General features: G+C 68.1%; 15 protein-coding genes and 2 pseudogenes. 5 read left to right on the forward strand and 12 right to left on the reverse strand.

What is annotated here, in order from left to right; translation table 11 throughout:
* Nucleotides 1–145: 145 nt before the first annotated feature.
* From regX to WAO18_RS19685, 6 genes and pseudogenes are all read right to left on the reverse strand, one after another.
* Nucleotides 146–829, reverse strand: a complete 684-nt coding sequence (regX, locus tag WAO18_RS19660) for a two-component sensory transduction protein RegX (RefSeq protein ID WP_422207909.1) — start codon at nucleotides 827–829, stop codon at nucleotides 146–148.
* 31 nt (nucleotides 830–860) lie between these two features.
* On the reverse strand, nucleotides 861–2,099 hold the full coding sequence (locus WAO18_RS19665; protein WP_422207910.1) for a sensor histidine kinase: 1,239 nt from the start codon (nucleotides 2,097–2,099) through the stop codon (nucleotides 861–863).
* Nucleotides 2,100–2,228: 129 nt separating this feature from the next.
* On the reverse strand, nucleotides 2,229–2,981 hold the full coding sequence (locus WAO18_RS19670) for a phosphoglyceromutase (RefSeq protein WP_422207911.1): 753 nt from the start codon (nucleotides 2,979–2,981) through the stop codon (nucleotides 2,229–2,231).
* Between the two features lie 43 nt (nucleotides 2,982–3,024).
* Nucleotides 3,025–3,561, reverse strand: a complete 537-nt coding sequence (locus WAO18_RS19675) for a YbjN domain-containing protein (protein WP_422207912.1) — start codon at nucleotides 3,559–3,561, stop codon at nucleotides 3,025–3,027.
* Nucleotides 3,558–4,869, reverse strand: a pseudogene (gene mshA / locus WAO18_RS19680) (D-inositol-3-phosphate glycosyltransferase); the annotation flags it as partial. The pseudogene mshA and the gene WAO18_RS19675, both read right to left, overlap by 4 nt.
* Before the next feature lie 66 nt (nucleotides 4,870–4,935).
* The gene (locus WAO18_RS19685; protein WP_422207913.1) at nucleotides 4,936–6,234 is read right to left on the reverse strand and encodes an ROK family protein; all 1,299 of its coding nucleotides are present in this window, start codon (nucleotides 6,232–6,234) and stop codon (nucleotides 4,936–4,938) included.
* 193 nt (nucleotides 6,235–6,427) lie between these two features.
* On the opposite strand from WAO18_RS19685, the gene WAO18_RS19690 reads away from it, so the two are divergent.
* Entirely contained in the window at nucleotides 6,428–7,216 is a 789-nt protein-coding gene (locus WAO18_RS19690) for an SDR family NAD(P)-dependent oxidoreductase (protein ID WP_422207914.1), read from the forward strand.
* On the opposite strand, the pseudogene WAO18_RS19695 reads toward WAO18_RS19690, so the two are convergent.
* Both WAO18_RS19695 and WAO18_RS19700 read right to left on the reverse strand, forming a co-directional pair.
* Nucleotides 7,194–8,507, reverse strand: a pseudogene (locus WAO18_RS19695) (L,D-transpeptidase). The gene WAO18_RS19690 and the pseudogene WAO18_RS19695 overlap by 23 nt on opposite strands.
* 46 nt (nucleotides 8,508–8,553) lie before the next feature.
* Nucleotides 8,554–9,630: a UDP-N-acetylmuramate dehydrogenase gene (locus tag WAO18_RS19700; protein ID WP_422207915.1), complete on the reverse strand. Its 1,077-nt coding sequence runs from the start codon at nucleotides 9,628–9,630 to the stop codon at nucleotides 8,554–8,556.
* Nucleotides 9,631–9,656: 26 nt separating this feature from the next.
* Here WAO18_RS19700 and WAO18_RS19705 point away from each other — a divergent pair, with 26 nt between their 5' ends.
* Entirely contained in the window at nucleotides 9,657–10,181 is a 525-nt protein-coding gene (locus WAO18_RS19705) for a DUF2505 domain-containing protein (protein ID WP_422207916.1), read from the forward strand.
* 6 nt (nucleotides 10,182–10,187) lie between these two features.
* Here the strand turns inward: WAO18_RS19705 and WAO18_RS19710 are convergent, their stop codons facing one another.
* Nucleotides 10,188–10,622 carry an SRPBCC family protein gene (locus WAO18_RS19710; protein WP_422207917.1) on the reverse strand — a complete coding sequence of 145 codons (435 nt, stop codon included), beginning with the start codon at nucleotides 10,620–10,622 and terminating at the stop codon, nucleotides 10,188–10,190.
* 217 nt (nucleotides 10,623–10,839) lie between these two features.
* Here WAO18_RS19710 and WAO18_RS19715 point away from each other — a divergent pair, with 217 nt between their 5' ends.
* The 3 genes from WAO18_RS19715 to WAO18_RS19725 all read left to right on the forward strand — a co-directional run bounded on the left by WAO18_RS19715 (nucleotide 10,840) and on the right by WAO18_RS19725 (nucleotide 13,742).
* Complete coding sequence (locus tag WAO18_RS19715; RefSeq protein ID WP_422207918.1) at nucleotides 10,840–11,655, forward strand: carbon-nitrogen hydrolase family protein; 816 nt, start codon at nucleotides 10,840–10,842, stop codon at nucleotides 11,653–11,655.
* On the forward strand, nucleotides 11,652–12,599 hold the full coding sequence (locus tag WAO18_RS19720; RefSeq protein WP_422207919.1) for a DUF2993 domain-containing protein: 948 nt from the start codon (nucleotides 11,652–11,654) through the stop codon (nucleotides 12,597–12,599). The genes WAO18_RS19715 and WAO18_RS19720 overlap by 4 nt, the downstream gene beginning before the upstream one ends.
* Nucleotides 12,600–12,935: 336 nt before the next feature.
* Nucleotides 12,936–13,742: a DUF2993 domain-containing protein gene (locus tag WAO18_RS19725; protein WP_422207920.1), complete on the forward strand. Its 807-nt coding sequence runs from the start codon at nucleotides 12,936–12,938 to the stop codon at nucleotides 13,740–13,742.
* A 9-nt stretch (nucleotides 13,743–13,751) separates the two neighbouring features.
* On the opposite strand, the gene deoC is transcribed toward WAO18_RS19725, so the two are convergent.
* The 3 genes from deoC to WAO18_RS19740 form a co-directional block, all read right to left on the reverse strand.
* Nucleotides 13,752–14,423 (reverse strand): deoxyribose-phosphate aldolase, encoded by a 672-nt coding sequence (deoC, locus tag WAO18_RS19730; protein ID WP_422207921.1) that lies wholly within the window; start codon nucleotides 14,421–14,423, stop codon nucleotides 13,752–13,754.
* Nucleotides 14,423–14,845 carry a DUF2599 domain-containing protein gene (locus WAO18_RS19735; protein WP_422207922.1) on the reverse strand — a complete coding sequence of 141 codons (423 nt, stop codon included), beginning with the start codon at nucleotides 14,843–14,845 and terminating at the stop codon, nucleotides 14,423–14,425. Before WAO18_RS19735 ends, deoC begins: the two co-directional genes overlap by 1 nt.
* Nucleotides 14,846–14,849: 4 nt before the next feature.
* Nucleotides 14,850–15,113 (reverse strand): DUF2516 family protein (locus tag WAO18_RS19740; protein ID WP_422207923.1); only part of this gene is annotated, 264 nt, incomplete at its 5' end.

Below are 15,113 nucleotides of genomic sequence, written 5' to 3' on the forward strand. Positions count from 1 at the left end.
GGACGTGGCGCGGTTAGACACTGATCGAGGAGAACTTGCGTGGTACATAAACCCATTGTGCGCGCGCTGACCGGCAAGAACTTAGGAAACTGCCAAGGATTCTGCCGCAGCGTACTGATCCGCGTCGATCAGCACGCCCTCTGCCTCAGCCCTCCAGCTTGTAGCCCAGACCCCGGACCGTCACCAGGTGGATCGGGTTGGCCGGGTCGGACTCGATCTTGGACCGCAACCGCTTGACGTGCACGTCGAGCGTCTTGGTGTCGCCGACATAGTCGGCGCCCCACACCCGGTCGATCAACTGTCCGCGGGTCAGCACCCGGCCGCTGTTGCGCATCAGGTATTCGAGAAGGTCGAATTCCTTGAGCGGCAATGTGATTGACTCTCCGTTGACCGACACGACGTGCCGCTCCACGTCCATCCGCACCGGTCCGGATTCCAGCACGCCGTCGGTGATCTCGGAGTCGTCGTCGCCGCCACGCCGTAGCACGGCACGGATCCGGGCGATCAGCTCCCGGGCCGAATACGGCTTGGTGACATAGTCGTCGGCACCGAGTTCGAGTCCGACCACCTTGTCGATTTCGCTGTCGCGCGCGGTCACCATGATCACCGGCACGCTGGAACGCGACCGCAGTTGCTTGCACACATCGGTGCCCGACATGCCCGGCAACATCAGGTCAAGCAGCACGATGTCGGCGCCGGCACGGTCGAACTCGGCCAGCGCGGACTGCCCGTCGGTCACCACGGTGGCCTCGAAGCCCTCCTTGCGGAGCAGAAACGCCAGCGGATCTGCCAGTGATTCTTCGTCCTCCACGATCAGAACACTCGTCACGAGCGCAACTCCTCCATTCTCAACAGACTGCTCATCGGTGTAGTTCTTCCTCTCGTTGGGGCTCCCGTTGGGGCTTCATGGGGCGCGATTCGCGCTCGGGTGATAGGTCAGTCGGCTCGGATTCGCCCTCGTAGGCCGGAATCGACAAGGTGAAAGTCGACCCGGTTCCCAGCTGGCTCCACAACCCGATGCTGCCGTTGTGGTTGGCCGCGACGTGCTTGACGATCGCCAGACCGAGTCCGGTGCCACCGGTGGCGCGCGAGCGCGCCTTGTCGGCGCGGAAGAACCGTTCGAAGACGCGCTCCTGGTCTTTGCGGTCGATCCCGATACCCCGGTCGGTGACCGCGATCTCGATGTTGTCGCCCCGGCGACGCCGGCTGATCGACACCAGCGAGCCGCGCGGCGAGTAGGCGATCGCGTTGGACACCAGGTTGGCCAGCGCGGTGACCAGCAGAGCCTGTTCGCCGTGCATTCGCAGGCCACTGGCTTCGTCGGTGCGCACGATGATGTCGGCGTTGTCGGCGGGCACCTTATGGCGCGAAATCGCTTCGGAGACAACGGAGTCGACGTCAACGGCACCCATGTCGGGCAGCCGCTCGGCACCCTGCAGCCGGGACAGTTCGATCAGCTCGCTGACCATGTTGCCCAGCCGGGTGGCTTCGACGAGCACCTTCTCGCCGAAGCGCCGCACGGTCTCCGGGTCGTCCGCCGAGGACAGCAGCGCCTCGGCGAGCACTGACATCGCCCCGACCGGGGTCTTGAGCTCGTGGCTGACGTTGGCCACGAAGTCACGGCGGGTCGCCTCCATGCGGGCGTATTCGGAGTGGTCGTAGACGAAAACCACCGCGAACCGGCGATCGTCCTCGCTGAGTAGCCGCGCTTGGCCGTGCACCGCGACACCCGCGCGTCCAGGCACCTGCCGCTTGCCAGGCAGCAGGTCGAACTCGACGTCGGCGCCGTCGGCCAGCGTCTTGCGGGCCGCTTTCCACGCCTCGTCGTCGAGCTGCCGCTCGCGCACCAGACCTAGCTCCTTGGCCCGGCCGTTGTGATAGACCACGTCGCGATGGCGGTCCACGACCGCGGCTCCCAGAGGCATCAACGCAACGATGCGTTCCAGCATCTGCGCGACGGTGATTCCGGCGGCTTCGACCGCCACTCGCTGCCGTCGCTCGACCGCCCTCGGCGCTATACGGGCACCGACGGTGATTCCGACGGCCAGGGCCGTAAGAAACAAAACCCCGGCCAGTGACAGGGCCGAGTACACGGTCACGGTGAAAGCTTACAAATTGGGTGAACGCCAACCCAGCAGCGCAAGGCCAAAATCGGTCATGTCACACGCCGAGAGGCAGGTGTTCGATGGTCGTTCACCTGGTGTTCGCCCATTGCTGCGAATAAACGATCATTTCGCGCCTTGGCTGGCCACCGCGGCCGCACCGGCAGCCGCCGCTTCCGGGTCGAGGTAGCTGCCACCGCTGACCAGCGGCCGCATATCGGCGTCCAAGTCATAGCGCAACGGAATACCTGTCGGGATGTTCAAACCGGTGACATCGTCCTCGGACATCCCGTCGAGGTATTTCACCAGGGCGCGCAGCGAATTCCCATGCGCGGCGATCAGTACCGTCCTGCCAACCCGCAGGTCAGGCACGATGACGTCGGTGAAGTAAGGCAGGAAGCGGGCCACCACGTCGGCCAGGCATTCGGTGAGCGGACCGCCGCCGATGTCGACGTAGCGCGGGTCGGCGTCCTGGCTGTACTGACTGCCCTTCTCGATGGGTGGCGGCGGCGTGTCGTAGCTGCGCCGCCAGGTCATGAACTGCTCGTCGCCGTAGCGCTCCCTGATCTCGGCCTTGTCCAGGCCCTGCAGTGCGCCGTAGTGCCGCTCGTTGAGCCGCCACGTGCGGCGCACCGGGATCCACAGCCGGTCGGCGGTGTCCAGGGTCAAATGCGCGGTGGTGATCGCCCGGCGCAGCAGCGATGTGTAGAGCACGTCGGGCAACAGGTTGTGCTCGGCCAGCAACTCGCCGCCGCGCACCGCCTCGCGACGGCCCTTGTCGGTCAGGTTGACGTCCATCCAGCCGGTGAACTGGTTACTGGCGTTCCATTCGCTTTCGCCGTGGCGGAGCAGAATCAGCGTCGCAGCAGCGTCTTCCATGACGAAAAGTCTCTCACCTGAGGGCGCGCGCCCGCCGAGGGTGTCAGTCGTCTTCGTCGTCGATCAGGTGCGCGAACGCCTCGAGGTTCTTCAGTGATTCGCCGCGGGATACCCGCCACTCCCATTCCTTCTGGATTGACGAGCGAAAACCCAACTCCAGCAACGTATTGAAATCGGTATCCACCGCTTCGAGCACCTGCCCGAGCACCCGGTCGATCTCGGCGGCGTCCACCGCCGCCAACGCCATCCGGCCGACAAGGTAGATGTCGCCGACTTTGTCCAACGTGTACGCGACGCCGTACAGGCGGCGGTTGCGCTTGAGTAGGAACCGGTAGACGCCCTCGTGGTTCTCGTCGGGCTTGCGACAGACGAACGCCTCGACGCGCACCGAGTGCTCGCCGATGCTCAGGATGGTGTTGGTCTTGAGCCTGCGCTCGCCGGGCAACTCCACGATCAGCCCGGCAAGCCCGCCATGGGCACCCTCGTGGCGCGAATACGTCAGCTCGTTGGTTTCCAGGGTGTCCTCAATGAGCTGCTGGACGTGCGTCACCGGCCGGCCGCTGTCGCCGTTGCTGCTCATTGCGCCCACACCTTGCGTCGCGTCGGCCACCGTCCGCTCTGCGTCGCGCGTCGCGCCGACGGAATGGCGCGCACCGAACGGCGGGCGGTGAAATCGCCGATCGCGCGTCGGTAGCTGGCCAGCAGCGCGTCCACGGTGTTGTCCCAGGAGAACGTCGCTGCATGCTCGACCGCCGCACGGCTCATGACGCCGGCATCGACTCGCAGCAGCCCGTCGAGGGCCTGCGCCCACCGATCGCTGTCGTGACCGGCAACCAGCGTGCCGGTCACTTCGTCGCGCACTGCCACCGGCAGGCCGCCCACGGCCGCCGCGGCCACCGGCGTCCCGCACGCCTGCGCCTCCAGGGCGACCAGACCGAACGACTCCGAGTAGCTGGGCACCGCCACCACGTCGACGGCCTGGAATAGCGTGACCAAGTTTTCCCGCGATTGCGGCGGCAAGAACGTCACCCGGTCGGAGATACCCAATTCGGCCGCGAGCCGAACCAGGCCGTCCGGCACGGCCAGCCCGCTGCCCGACGGTCCGCCGGCCACCACCACGTGCACCCGGGGCAGTTGGGCCGCGGCGCGCAGCAACACGTCGGGCCCCTTCAGCGGCTGAATGCGCCCGACGAAGGCCACCACATCCTGGTCGGCCGGCAGCCCGAGCTTGGCCCGGGCGGCGCGGCGGTCGCCGGGACGGAACACGTCCAAGTCGACGCCGGGGTGGGCGATGTCGATGCGGGCCGGATCGGCGTGATGCAGCGAAACCAGTTGCGCGGCTTCGTCATTGGTGTTGGCGATCAGACGGTCGGCTTCGTCGACCACCTGCTGCTCGCCGACCGTGCGCAGCGGCGGCTCGGGGGTGTCACCCTCGGCAAGCGCGGCGTTCTTCACTGCGGCCAGCGTGTGGGCGGTGTGCACCAACGGCACCGACCAGCGGTCGCGGGCCAGCCAACCGACCTGACCGGACAGCCAGTAGTGCGAGTGCACGATGTCGTAGTAGCCCGGCTCGTGAGCGGCTTCGGCCCGCAGCACGCCGGCGGCGAATGCACACAACTGGGTGGGCAGGTCGTACTTGTCCAGACCCTCGAACGGCCCGGCCACCACATTGCGCACCAGCACACCCGGAGCTACCCGCACCACCGGCGGATCGGTGGACGCGGTGGCCCGGGTGAAGATCTCCACCTCCACGCCGCGGTGGGCCAGGTGAAGGGCACTCTGCAGCACGTAGACGTTCATCCCGCCGGCATCACCGACACCCGGCTGGGCCAGTGGCGACGTGTGCACCGCCAACACCCCGACGCGGCGCGGATTGGTCAGCTCGGGAGCATCCAGCCGGGACAGGTCGGTAAGGGCCACCCTGCCATCTTGCAGGAACGACTGGAGTCGCAGGTCAGGCGGGTGTCTCGACGTCGACCTCGTAGTTGGGCAGCGGCGGCGCGGAGCGGCGGATGGCACCGAGCGGGTCGGCGTACAACCCCGCCAGCGACACGATGCCGGCCCCGGCCTCCTGAACGCGGTTGCCGAAGGCGGTCATCCGGATGTCGCGCGGCGGCAGCACCAGGCGGGCCTTGTAGGCCTCCTCCACCTGCTGCATGCCCTCGGGGTATTCGGTGAACGCCTGGCCGCCGACCACCAGGTCGTCGGGGTTGAGCAGGTCACGCAGCAGCGCGACCGATTCGCCGAGCACGCGGGCGCGCTCTGCCAGCAGGTCTTTGGCCTGTTGGTTCCCGCCGCGCGCCACCTTCAGCAGGTCGGTGACGGTGGCGCCGGACCCATCGCTGCGAGCCGGCAGGATGCGCAGCCGTCGAGCGGCGGCCAGCACGGCCTCGTCGCTGACGGTGGATTCCAGCAGGCCCGAGCCGCCGAGCAGCTCAGATTGCGCGGGCAGGTTGGTGATCGTGCCGGGTCCGCTGGCCGGGCTGTGCACCCGGCCACCGATCATCAGCGCGTAGCCGACCGTCTCGCGGGCGTAGACGTAGAGGCTGGTGGACTGGTTGGGACCGAACCGGCGCATCCCGAGCAGCAGTTCGGCGGCGGCCATCGCGTCGACGTGCGATGCCACCGATACCGGCAGCTCAAGCGCCTCGGCCATGACCGGCCCGACGGGTGCTTCCCGCCAGCCGAGTCGCGCGTGGTCGACGTGGCCGGTGGCGGCGTCGACCGTTCCACCGATGGCCACACCCACCCAGAGGGCCCGCCGCCGGTGCCACCGCCGCAGGTAGCGCCGGGCGCCGTCGGCCAGGGCGGCCAGCGCGGGCCCCTGCGCGGTGCGTGGAGTCGGAGTTTCGACCGCGTCCAGCGTGCGGCCGAACAGGTCGGTGGCCACGATGCTGGTGGTCCGCGCCCCGATGTGGATACCCAGGGTCAGGAACGGCTCGTGGTTGACCTCGACGGGTACCCGGGGCCGCCCGATCGCCCCGGAAACTGCCAGGTCGGCCCGTTCCCGCAGGATTCCAGCGTCCAGCAGGGCGATGACCTGGCGGTTTACCGTCGCGATCGACAGCGAAGTGACTTGAGCGATGACGTCGCGGCCGATCGGGCCGCGCAGCCGCACGGCCCGGAAGACCGAAGACGCGGCGGCGTCGGAGAGCTGCAGCGAGGGCGCCACCACCCGGTGGCGTCCGGGTGCGCGCCGTCGTGCGGCCGCGAGGTGGTTGTGCGAGTGGGAAGTGAAAGTTGTTGAGCGCATTGGCGAGTCCTTGTCCGAAGTCCGATGGCGGTCTTAGCCGCACACCGTCGCGAGCGCCTTAGGCGCGTAGCTCAGGCGCGGCTGGTTGCGCGGCAACAACACGCGCAGCCCGCGCAACAACACGCGGGCAGACAGCCGAACAGAGTCGTAGAGAACACACGAGGAATTTAGCACGGTTACTACAGTTGTTCAGATGAGTTCCGCTGATCCGCATCCGACGACATCTGACCCCCGTCACGGCGAGAAACCCGTCGCGGTAGTCACCGGCGCCAGCGCGGGCATCGGCGAGGCAACAGCGAGAATTCTTGCCGCGCAGGGCTTTCACGTGGTGGCGGTGGCGCGGCGGGCGGACCGGATCAACGCACTGGCCGATGACATCGGCGGAACGGCGGTTGTGGCGGACGTCACTGACGACGCCGCGGTCGATGAGCTCGCGGGCGGGCTGGGCCGGGTCGATGTGCTGATCAACAACGCCGGTGGCGCCAGGGGCCTGGAGCCGGTGCTCGAGGCGGACCTGGAGCACTGGCGCTGGATGTGGGAGACCAACGTGCTGGGCACGCTGCGGGTCACTCGCGCACTGCTGCCCAAGCTGATCGACTCCGGCGACGGGCTGGTCGTCACCGTCACCTCGATCGCGGCGATGGAAATCTATGACGGTGGGTCGGGCTACACCGCGGCCAAGCACGCACAGGGGGCGCTGCACCGCACGCTGCGCGGTGAGCTGCTCGGAAAACCGGTGCGGCTCACCGAGATTGCGCCCGGGGCCGTCGAGACCGAATTCTCGCTAGTGCGTTTCGACGGAGACCAGCAGCGCGCCGATGCCGTCTATACCGGCATGACGCCGCTGACGGCTGCCGACGTCGCCGAGGTGATCGGCTTCGTGGCGTCGCGGCCCCCGCACGTCAACCTGGACCAGATCATCATCCGGCCGCGCGATCAGGCCAGCGCGACGCGAAAGTTCACCCACCCGGCCGCGGGCTAGACGTCGTCGGAGTGCCCGACAACGTCGGCGCGTCGCTCGGCGTGGCCGGGGCGCTGCGCGGAATCGACACCGGCGACGGCTTGGCGCCGCTGGCCGGCGGCAACGCTGACATCCCCACCCAGGTGTCCCAGTCGACCGCCCAATCCCAGATGTCGCCGTCGGAGTAGGACAGTTCGATGGTGCTGCCGGTCACCTCGACCGGATCGCCATAGATCGCGCTGCCGAAGTATTGCTGGGCATCCGACGTCGACAGGTTGATGCAGCCGTTTGTGACGTTGGTGTTGCCCTGGGCTCCGGAGCTGGCCGGGTTGGCGTGGATGAACTCGCCGTTGTTGGAGATCCGCACCGCATAGCGTTCGTGGATGTGGTTGTAGCCGGCGGCCGGGTTGGACATGTAGAAGTCAGAGTACTTCTCACTCACCACGTGGATGCCGTTGCGGGTGACGTTGCGCGGTTTGTCGGCTTCGCCGTAGCTGCACGGGAAGTCCATGATGACGCCCTAGTCGCGGATCACCTGGATGCGGTGCGATGTGACTTCGGCCTTGACGACCTGGCGGCGACCGATGTCGAAGCTCAGGCTCATGTCCTGCTTGCCGTAGGCCCCGTCGCCGAAGGCCAGCCCGTAGAGCTTGGCCTCGACGTTGACCTTGGTGCCGGCCGGGTAGTACTCGCGGCTGCGCCAGTGCACGCGGGCGCCGCCGACCTCGTCGGGCAGCCAGGCCCAACCGCCCTCGACCGGCGGCTGGGTGGTGACCTTCAGCGCCCGCTCGACGGCCGCCTTGTCCGCAATCGGCCCGTCGAACTGGATGATGACCGGCGCGGCGACGCCGACGGTCTGGCCGTCGGCGAGCTGGAACCCACCGTCGATCACCTTGGTCGGTGCGATGGTGGTGATCTCGCCTTTCAGCGCAATGGCCTTGCCGTCGTGGCCGACGGCCGAACCGCTCCAGCTGTAGGTCGCGTCGTAGCCCAGCGGCTCGGTGAAGGTGTAGAGCGTGCGGTCCCGGTTCAGCGAGCCCGCGACGACCTTGCCGTCCGCGTTGGTGAGCGCGACGTGTTGGAACCAGCCGTCGCGTATCTCGACGCTGACCGGCGTCGTCGGTAACAATTTGGTGCTCTTGTCGGCCGGCCGGAACGTCACCGTGGCCTCGGCCGGGGGTTTGGCCTTCTCCGCCTGCTTGCTCGATCCGCCGAAGCACGCGGCCAACACGTTGGGCGCGAAGACTCCGACCGCCAGAGTCGTCAGGGCCCGGCGCCGGTTGACCGGCGAGAGGCCGCGCGCTGAGTTCACGACATCAAGATACCGGCGGAAACGACGCTCTACTTCCCTGCGCGGCTCACAGGGAGCAGCCGACCAGCACCGGTTCGGGTACCAATGTGACGCCAAACACATCACACACCCCGTCGCGGACGGTCCGCGCCAACGCCACCACCTCGGCCGCACTGGCCCCGCCGCGATTGGTCAACGCGAGTGCGTGCTTGGTGGACAGCCGGCAGCGCGCGTTGCCGGTGTCCGGGTACCCCTTGCCGAACCCGGCCTGCTCGACCAGCCAGCCCGCGGCCAGTTTGACGCCGTCCGGAGCCGGATAGCGTGGCACCGGACGCTCGGCACGGTCGGCCAAATCTTGGTAGTGCTGCTCTGTGACAACGGGATTGGTGAAGAACGACCCGACACTCCAGGTGTCGTGGTCGGCCGGGTCGAGCACCATGCCCTTGCGAGCCCGCAGGTCGAGCACCGCGTCCCGCACCGCCGCCGGATCGGCGCGGTCGTCGGCCGTGGCGTTCAACGCGGTCACCAGTTCGCCGTACCGCAACGGCGCGCTGCGGCCCGAGGCGTCCAGCGCGAACTCCACCTCCAGGACGACGGCGGCCTCGGAGTGTTTGAGCACGCTGGTCCGGTACCCGAAACCCAGGTCACCCGCCGGCACCCAACGCACTTCCCCGCTGCGTCGGTCCAGCAGCCGGACCCGGGTGATGGTGTCGGCCACCTCGACGCCGTAGGCACCGACGTTCTGCACCGGAGTGGCGCCCGCCGAGCCGGGAATACCGGACAGACACTCGAGTCCGCCCAGGCCGGCGGCGATGGCCGCGACGACCACGTCGTCCCAGACCGCACCCGCCTCGGCCCGCACGATGTTGCCATCGATGCGAATATTGTTGTTGGCCAAGCGAATTACGGTGAGCTCGGTCAACGTGTCGGCAATCACCACATTCGAGCCGCCGGCCATCACCAGCAGCGGCTGAGCATCCCGGCCGTCCAGATGACGCAGCGTCGCGACCACCTGCTCGGTGGTGGTACAGGTGATGACTCGCGACGCGGCCGGACCGACCCGCAGCGTGGTCAGCGGCGCCAGCGGCACCATCTCGTCGACGCGCGCGCCGGCGAAAACCGTTCCCGCATCACCCGGTTTCATGAGTCCTGACGGTAGCCTGACCTGCTATGCCGCGTTCGTTCGACATGTCCACCGACTACGTGGTCACCGTCGAAGAGGTTCTCCGGGCTTTCAGCGAGGAGCAGTACTGGCTGGCCCGGCTGGCCGATTCGGGAGCCGACGACACGACGCTGGATTCGATGCAACTCGGCGGCCCGTCCGGGGACGACGGCAGCATCGACGTGATCACCACCCAAGTGCTGCGCAGTGATCGGATGCCGGCCGTGGTCACTCAGTTCCATCGCGGGGATCTGCGTATCCGTCGCGAGGAGCGATGGGAGCCGATCACCGATGGCTCGGCGACGGCGACCATCACCGGCTCGATTCTGGGTGCGCCGGCGTCGCTGACCGGCACCGCGGTGCTGGAGCCGCTTCCCGAGTCTGGCGGCGCGCGGTTGAAGTTCCGGGCCACCGTCGAGGTGCGCGTCCCACTGGTCGGCGGCAAGCTGGAGAACTTCATCGGCAATCAGCTGGTTGAGTTGCTGATCGCCGAACAGCGGTTCACCACGATGTGGATCGGCGAAACCGCCTAGCTGTACCTAGCCGCGAGCTTCTGCCCCGTCGACGGCCCCGTTCATCAGTTCGCCGATGACCCGCTTCAGAACAGGGGTCAGCAACCAATCAAGCCCGGGAATCTTGGGTTTCGACTGGAGGTGCCAGGTGACCTCGGTTCCGCTGCCAGCGGGGCGCAGCGTGACCGTGCCGACGTGATCGCGCACCGGTGCGCCGGAGAGCATCTTGTAGGCGTAGCGGGTGGGTCGCTCGTATTCGATGATCTCCTCGACGATCGCGGGTCCGACCGCCTCGATGCGCCGGACCGCGCCGACGCCGTTGGGTGCGGGGGTTCCCTCGCGGTCCAGCGTGCTGCGGCGGGCCGCCCGCACGTAGTTCGCGATCCCGCGGTGATCGGTCAAAGAGTCGAACACGGCCTCGATCGGCGCCGAGGTGGTCCGCGTGAGAGTGAACTCGATCATGGGCCCATTCTGGCATCCGGGCGAGCACGGCGGCCGCTGGGCTGCAGGACGGCGACCCGCTGCGCCCGGCTCCGCCGCGCTTGCGATCGCCGCTGGGCTGGAGGACGGCGACCCGCTGCGCCCGGCTCCGCCGCGCTTGCGATCGCCGCTGGGCTGCAGGACGGCGACCCGCTGCGCCCGGCTCCGCCGCGCTTGCGATCGCCTTAAGCTGGCGATCATGCGCATTGCGGTGGCACAGATCCTCAGTGGCACCGACCCGGCCGACAACCTGCAGCTTGTGCGGGACTACACCGGGCGGGCCGCGCAGGCCGGCGCGTCGCTGGTGGTGTTCCCGGAAGCGACCATGTGCCGGTTCGGCGTTCCGCTGGCCCCGATCGCCGAGCCGGTCGACGGGCCGTGGGCCGACGGCGTACGCGGGATCGCCGCCGACGCCGGCATCACCGTGGTCGCGGGCATGTTCACCCCGGCCGACAACGGTCGGGTCGCCAACACGCTGCTGGCGACCGGCCCGGGCGCCGATGCCCACTACGACAAGATCCACCTCTACGACGCGTTCGGGTTCACCGAGTCGAGCACGGTCGCGCCCGGCCGCGAGCCGGTCGTGGTCACCGTCGGCGGTGTCGGGGTCGGGTTGACCACCTGCTACGACCTCCGCTTTCCCGAACTGTTCACCACGCTGGCCCGTCGCGGCGCCGAGCTGATCGTGGTCAGCGCCTCCTGGGCGGCCGGCCCCGGAAAGCTCGAGCAATGGACGTTGCTGGCCCGCGCCCGGGCGTTGGACAGCACCAGCTACATCGTCGCGGCCGGGCAGGCCGACCCCGGCGAGCCGCTGGCCTCCAGCGCCCCGACCGGGGTGGGCGGCAGCCTGGTGGTCTCGCCATTCGGCGACGTGGTGGCCGCGGCGGGCGCCGATCCACAGCTAATGGTCGCTGACCTTGACCTGGAGCGGGTAGCAAAGGCCCGCGAGACTATCGCGGTGCTACGCAACTACTCAGCGTTCGCTCATTCTGATAAGGCAGAATCGCCCAGGTGACGAATCCGCAGGGACCCCCGCACCAGGACCCGTCGTCGATCTGGGCACGTCCGGGGGACCAGAGTTCGCCCGACCAACCCGCACCGCAGGCCGGTTCTTCGTACCAGCCGCCGACGTATCCGCCGCCGGCCCAGGAGTATCCGGCCACCGCGTCATTTGGGCAGCCGCCGCAGGACCCCGCAGAGCCGGTGAAAGCCAAGCGCCGCTTCCGCTTTCGCGGCGACCCCGTGTCGGTCGTCCTGGTCCTGGTCATCGTGGCCGCGTTGGGTATCGCGGGTCTTGTCGGCGGCGAGCTCTATGCCCGTCACCGCGCCAACCAGATCGTGGCCTCGGCGACCCAATGCGTGATCCAGGACGGCGCCACCGCCTCATTCGGCCCAACCCCATTCCTGTTGCAGCACATACGCGGCCACTACAACGGCATCTCGATCCACACCGCGGGACACCAGATCCGCAACGCCAAGGGCATGAAAGCCGACATCAACATCAACGACGTCGACCTGCACGGCAACGCCGATTCCAAGGGCACCATCGGCGAGCTGGATGCCGCCATCACCTGGACGTCGCAGGGCATCCAGGAGACCGTGCAAGATTCCCTCCCGTTCATCGGCGGCCTGGTCAACAGCGTCGCCACCGACCCCAGCGCCGGGGCGATTGTGCTCAGCGGTGCGTTCGGCCTGGGCAGCGTCACGGTCAAGCCGCAGGTCACCAACGGCGAACTGAAGCTACAGGTCTACAAAGTGACCGCGATGGGCGCGATCATTCCGCACGAAACCGCGCAGGCGGCACTCAACACGTTCACCGCCGCGATGATCAAAAACTATCCGCTGGGCATCAAGGCCGACAGCGTGCAAGTCACCAATGACGGTGTGGTGGCGCGCTTTTCGACACACAACGCGTCGATTCCGGCAGCCCAGAACGACCCCTGCTTCGCGCATGTGTAGCCCGGGGCCCCGATGACGAATCCACCGCAAGACCCCCCGAACAGCGGTCCACCGGAACGAGGACGCCCGCCGAAGCCGCCCGGGCCGCCCAACCGCGGCTTCTTCCCGCGCCGTCAGCCTCTGCCGCCGTCGGAGTCTCCGACCCGCCACATCCCCCAGCCCGGCCGCCCCCAGTCGCCGTCCGCTCGCGACGTGCCGCGGCCACAACAACCCGGCCGCCCGCCGGGCCGCCCTCCGCAACAGCCACCTCCCCCGCAACGACCGCCACAGCAGGCCGGCTTGCCGCCCAATCCGCGGCCGCAACAGCCGGGTCCCCCGCCGCAACCGCACGAAAGCGTGACCACGCGGATATCGATACCGGCGCCGCCTCCACCGCCCGCGGAGTCATCGGCGACGGGCGGACGCAAGTTTTTCGCCACCCGGACGTCGTTGCTGTTGATCCTGCTAATCGTGGCCCTGGTGGTGATCGCGATACCGGTCGGCGGTGAGTTGTACGCCCGCCACGCCGCGAGCACCAAGGTGGCCAACGCGGTGCAGTGCGAGGTGCAGGACAGCTCCAACGTGTCGTTCTCGCCGGCCCCACCGGTGTTGTGGCAGTACCTCACCAAGGACTACAGCGACATCTCGGTGCAGACGGCGGGCAACCAGGTGCGCCAAGCCAAAGGCATGAAGGTCAGCTTCGACGTCCGCGACATTAAGTTGAACAACACCAACAACTCTCAGGGCACGATCGGCTCGGTGCACGGCACGGTCACCTGGTCGTCGGATGGCATCAAACAGTCCATCCAGAACGCGGTTCCAGTGCTCGGCGCGTTCGTCAGCAGCGGCGTCACCACCAACCCCGGCGACGGCACCGTTCAACTCAAGGGTGTGCTGAACAGCGTCACCGTCAGGCCGCAGATCGTCAACAACGGGCTGTCGCTTCAGGTGGTCGACGTCAGCGCGCTCGGCGCCAAGTTGTCGACGGCCACGGCGCAGAAGTACCTGGACGACCTGATGGCGAAGGCAACCAGGAACTACCCGCTGGGGCTGCACGCCGACAGCATCAAAGTCACCGACAGCGGCGTGGAAGCCACGTTTTCCAGCAGCAACGCCACCATCCCCGCCGGTGGCAGCCAGGACCCGTGCCTGGCAAATCTCTAGCCGGGCGATTTAGCCCAGGCCGTCGAGAACCGCGCGGGTACCTGACAGCCCGAGCCGGGTGGCGCCCGCGTCGAGCATCGCCAGGGCCGCGTCAGCCGTGCGGATACCGCCGCTGGCCTTGACTCCCAGCCGTCCGCCAACGGTGTCGGCCATCAACTCCACGGCGGCCACCGACGCACCGCCGGCGGGATGAAAACCCGTGGAGGTCTTCACGAAATCCGCGCCGGCGTCTTCGGCGGCGCGACAGACCGCCGCCAGCGTGCGTTCGTCGGCAAGCGTCAACAAAGCGGCCGACTCGACGATCACCTTGAGCACCGCACCCGGCATGGCGGCGCGCACCGCAGCGATGTCCGATCGAACGGCGTCGATGTCGCCGGCGACCGCGGCGCCGACGTCGATGACCATGTCGATCTCGCCGGCACCCGATGCGACGGCCTGTGCGGCTTCCCGCGCCTTCAGCTCGGGCACATGCTTGCCCGACGGGAAACCGGCGACCGCCGCGACCAGCACCCCCGCGTGGGTGGCGCTGGGCACCATCGACGGCGAGACGCAGACCGCGCAGACGCCCAGCGCCGCGGCTTCGTCGGCGACCGCGGCGACTTCGGCGGCGGTGGCCTCGGGTTTGAGCAGGGTGTGGTCGACGAGGGCGGCCACCTGCTCGCGGGTCAATCGGCCGGACATCAGAACTGCTCTCGTCCGCCGCCGGGATTGCAGCCCGAGCCGACCATCGTCGCGTCGTCGACGACCGGCCGCCACGGCTCCAGATTCCAGCTGACCTTGCCCGGCTCGGCGACCTCGGCAAAGTCCCAATGGCAGAGGAATTGCATGCGCATGCCGGGGGTATCGGCCTGCGGCGCCTGTGCGAGCACCTCCGACCACGCTTCGTCGGCCTCGGGACTGGTCGATCCGAGTTGTTTTGCCGCCGCCCGGCCGGACGCCGTCGGATACACCCGAAGGCTGGACAGCTGATTCCACTGCGTCCACTGGGTGTGATCGACGAATGGGGGCGCGTAGGCCGACGCGCTCGAACCGGGTTCCGCGGACGCCGCTGCGACACCCGACAGCGCGCCGATTGCCGTCGCCGCGAGGATCAGAACTCGCATACCGCTATCGCGACTTGCCCTGAATTTCAAGGAGTTTGGGCCGCACATCGACCAGGTAGACACCTGCCGCGCAGGCGCCCAGAGTCGCCCCGAGCGCGCTGAGCATCATGGTCAGCGGCACCGAGGCGCCCAGGATCAACAACCACACTGGTTTGGTCAGCTTGTCGGCGGCCGTGTAGGCGTCGGGCCGCTGCATTGCCGCGTGCACGAAGGAGTAGAGCGCTGTCATCGCCACGGCGACCTGCAGGATCAAAAGGACGCTATTCAC

The organism is Mycobacterium sp., from assembly GCF_049278535.1.
Classification (GTDB): domain Bacteria; phylum Actinomycetota; class Actinomycetes; order Mycobacteriales; family Mycobacteriaceae; genus Mycobacterium.

What these genes read in the sequence shown, in the direction of transcription:
- WAO18_RS19700 (WP_422207915.1), bottom strand. Translation starts at nt 9,630, where the DNA reads ATGAAACCGGGTGATGCGGGAACGGTTTTCGCCGGCGCGCGCGTCGAC.
- deoC (WP_422207921.1), bottom strand. Translation starts at nt 14,423, where the DNA reads ATGTCCGGCCGATTGACCCGCGAGCAGGTGGCCGCCCTCGTCGACCAC.
- WAO18_RS19705 (WP_422207916.1), top strand. Translation starts at nt 9,657, where the DNA reads ATGCCGCGTTCGTTCGACATGTCCACCGACTACGTGGTCACCGTCGAA.
- WAO18_RS19710 (WP_422207917.1), bottom strand. Translation starts at nt 10,622, where the DNA reads ATGATCGAGTTCACTCTCACGCGGACCACCTCGGCGCCGATCGAGGCC.
- WAO18_RS19735 (WP_422207922.1), bottom strand. Translation starts at nt 14,845, where the DNA reads ATGCGAGTTCTGATCCTCGCGGCGACGGCAATCGGCGCGCTGTCGGGT.
- WAO18_RS19690 (WP_422207914.1), top strand. Translation starts at nt 6,428, where the DNA reads ATGAGTTCCGCTGATCCGCATCCGACGACATCTGACCCCCGTCACGGC.
- WAO18_RS19670 (WP_422207911.1), bottom strand. Translation starts at nt 2,981, where the DNA reads ATGGAAGACGCTGCTGCGACGCTGATTCTGCTCCGCCACGGCGAAAGC.
- WAO18_RS19675 (WP_422207912.1), bottom strand. Translation starts at nt 3,561, where the DNA reads ATGAGCAGCAACGGCGACAGCGGCCGGCCGGTGACGCACGTCCAGCAG.
- WAO18_RS19715 (WP_422207918.1), top strand. Translation starts at nt 10,840, where the DNA reads ATGCGCATTGCGGTGGCACAGATCCTCAGTGGCACCGACCCGGCCGAC.
- WAO18_RS19685 (WP_422207913.1), bottom strand. Translation starts at nt 6,234, where the DNA reads ATGCGCTCAACAACTTTCACTTCCCACTCGCACAACCACCTCGCGGCC.